General features: G+C 65.5%; 1 protein-coding gene. It reads right to left on the bottom strand.

Annotated elements, in window-relative coordinates; genetic code table 11:
- Nucleotides 1-339: 339 nt before the first annotated feature.
- Complete coding sequence (locus tag HMPREF3121_RS01275; RefSeq protein WP_070519257.1) at nucleotides 340-1,797, bottom strand: nucleobase:cation symporter-2 family protein; 1,458 nt, start codon at nucleotides 1,795-1,797, stop codon at nucleotides 340-342.
- Between the last annotated feature and the right edge of the window lie 109 nt (nucleotides 1,798-1,906).

Raw genomic sequence — 1,906 nt, 5'->3', positions numbered from 1 at the left:
GGTCCTTTTTTGGGGGTTGGCGGGGACCACGCTTTACGCGCCTCAAGAGGGCGTTTGCGTGTGGGGGAGGCGTTGCGGAGTCCTATGCGCACCGTGTCCGGGGCGAGGAGTGGGGTCGATCCCGCGTTCAGGCTGACTGCATACTGGCTCCGCGGCGAGCGGGCAGCGACCGGCGTCGGCGTCTCGATTCTGCGGCGCTGCTTGTATTGAAGAGCAGCTGCGTTGACGGCAACGGGAACACACCGGTGCCGGCGGACGGATGAGCGCTGGAGAGCACGCGGGAGGAGACAAGAAAACGGGCCACGTCCAATTGACGTTGCCCGTGGGATGAACCGGCGGTTAAGCGTTTCCGGTGGAGGAACCCGCGCCGGAGCCGGGGACGTCACCGAAACCGTCATGGTCGTGGTCCTCGGAGTTGATGCCGCCGCGGAACGAGTCATGCGCGCTCGGCTTCGCGGTGTGCGGTGCACGCGTACCGGTGTTGAACGCGAGGTTCAGCAGGATCGCCGCGACCGCGCCGATGCAGATGCCCGAGGCCATGAACGTCTGCGCCCATGCGGGAAGCTGCGTGAACAGATCCGGCGCGACGGCCGGCAGCAACGCCAGGGCCAGGGGCACGCCGACGACGATGACGTTGGTATCGGTGAACTTCACCTTCGACAACGTGCGGACGCCGGAGGCGGCGACCATGCCGAACAGTGCGATGCCCGCGCCACCGAGTACGGGCGCGGGAATCGCGGCGACGAGCGCGGCCGTCTTCGGGATCAAACCGAGGATGACGAGCATGCCGCCGGCGACGGCCGTCACCCAGCGGGAGCGGACACCGGTGATCGACAGGACGCCGATGTTCTGTGCGAACGCGGTGTATTGGAACGTATTGAAAATGCCGCCGACGACCGTGGCGGCGCCGTCGGCACGCAAGGTGTCGGCGATGCGTCGGTCATCGACCTCGACGCCGGTGATCTCACCGATGGCGAGAACGTCGCCCGTCGCTTCGACCATGGTCACCAAGGACACGATGCACATCGCGAAGATGGCCGCGAAAATGAACTCGGGCAAACCGAAGTAGAAAGGCGTCGTCAAGCCGAACAGCGGGGAATCCTCAGTCGTCGACCAATCGACCATGCCAAGCGGGATGCACGCGACGAGGCCCGCCAGCATGCCCACCAACACCGCGATGCGCGACAGCCACGGAGGCCCCCACCTGTCGATGCAGATGATCAGCACCAGTACGCCGAAGGCCACGGCCAGATTCTGCGGAGTGCCGTAGGCGTCCGTGCCCTTGAGGTCGGCGCCACCGCCGACCCAGTCGGCCGCGACCGGCATCAGCGTCGTACCGATGATGAGGAGCACCGTGCCCGTCACCAGCGGAGGGAAGAAACGGAGGAGAGATGCGAAGAGCGGGGCGAAGAGCATCATGAAGATGCCCGAGGCGATGACCGAGCCGTAGATGGCCGGCACTCCGTACTGCGAACCGATGGTGACCATCGGAATCGCCGCCGAGAAGGTACACCCTTGAATCAACGGCAGCCGCACGCCGAAGCGCCAGATGCCCACGGACTGGACGATGGTGGCCAGGCCGGCGACGAAAAGGTCGGCGGCGATGAGGTGCGGGATGTCCGACGGCTGCATCTTGCCGGCGTCCACGAGGGCCCAACCGACGAAAAGCGGCACGGCGACCGCGCCCGCGTACGCCGCGAGTACATGCTGGAAGCCGAGGAGCAGCGCTTTCGCATGCCCCGGATACTGATCTACTGGATGGACTGCGGGCTTGGCCGCGACGTTGGAGGTGCTCACACAAGGAGCTTACGACGGCGATGAACGGTCGGTAAACACGTGACCGTGATGAGCTGGATAGCGGGGTTAGCCTGCGGTTTTGGTGTCCGTGGTGGTCGTGTGTAGTGTT

The organism is Corynebacterium sp. HMSC11E11 (genome assembly GCF_001807025.1).
Classification (GTDB): domain Bacteria; phylum Actinomycetota; class Actinomycetes; order Mycobacteriales; family Mycobacteriaceae; genus Corynebacterium; species Corynebacterium freneyi.
Note: the sequence above shows the minus strand (reverse complement) of the source record. Positions and strands in the feature narration are given on the sequence as shown.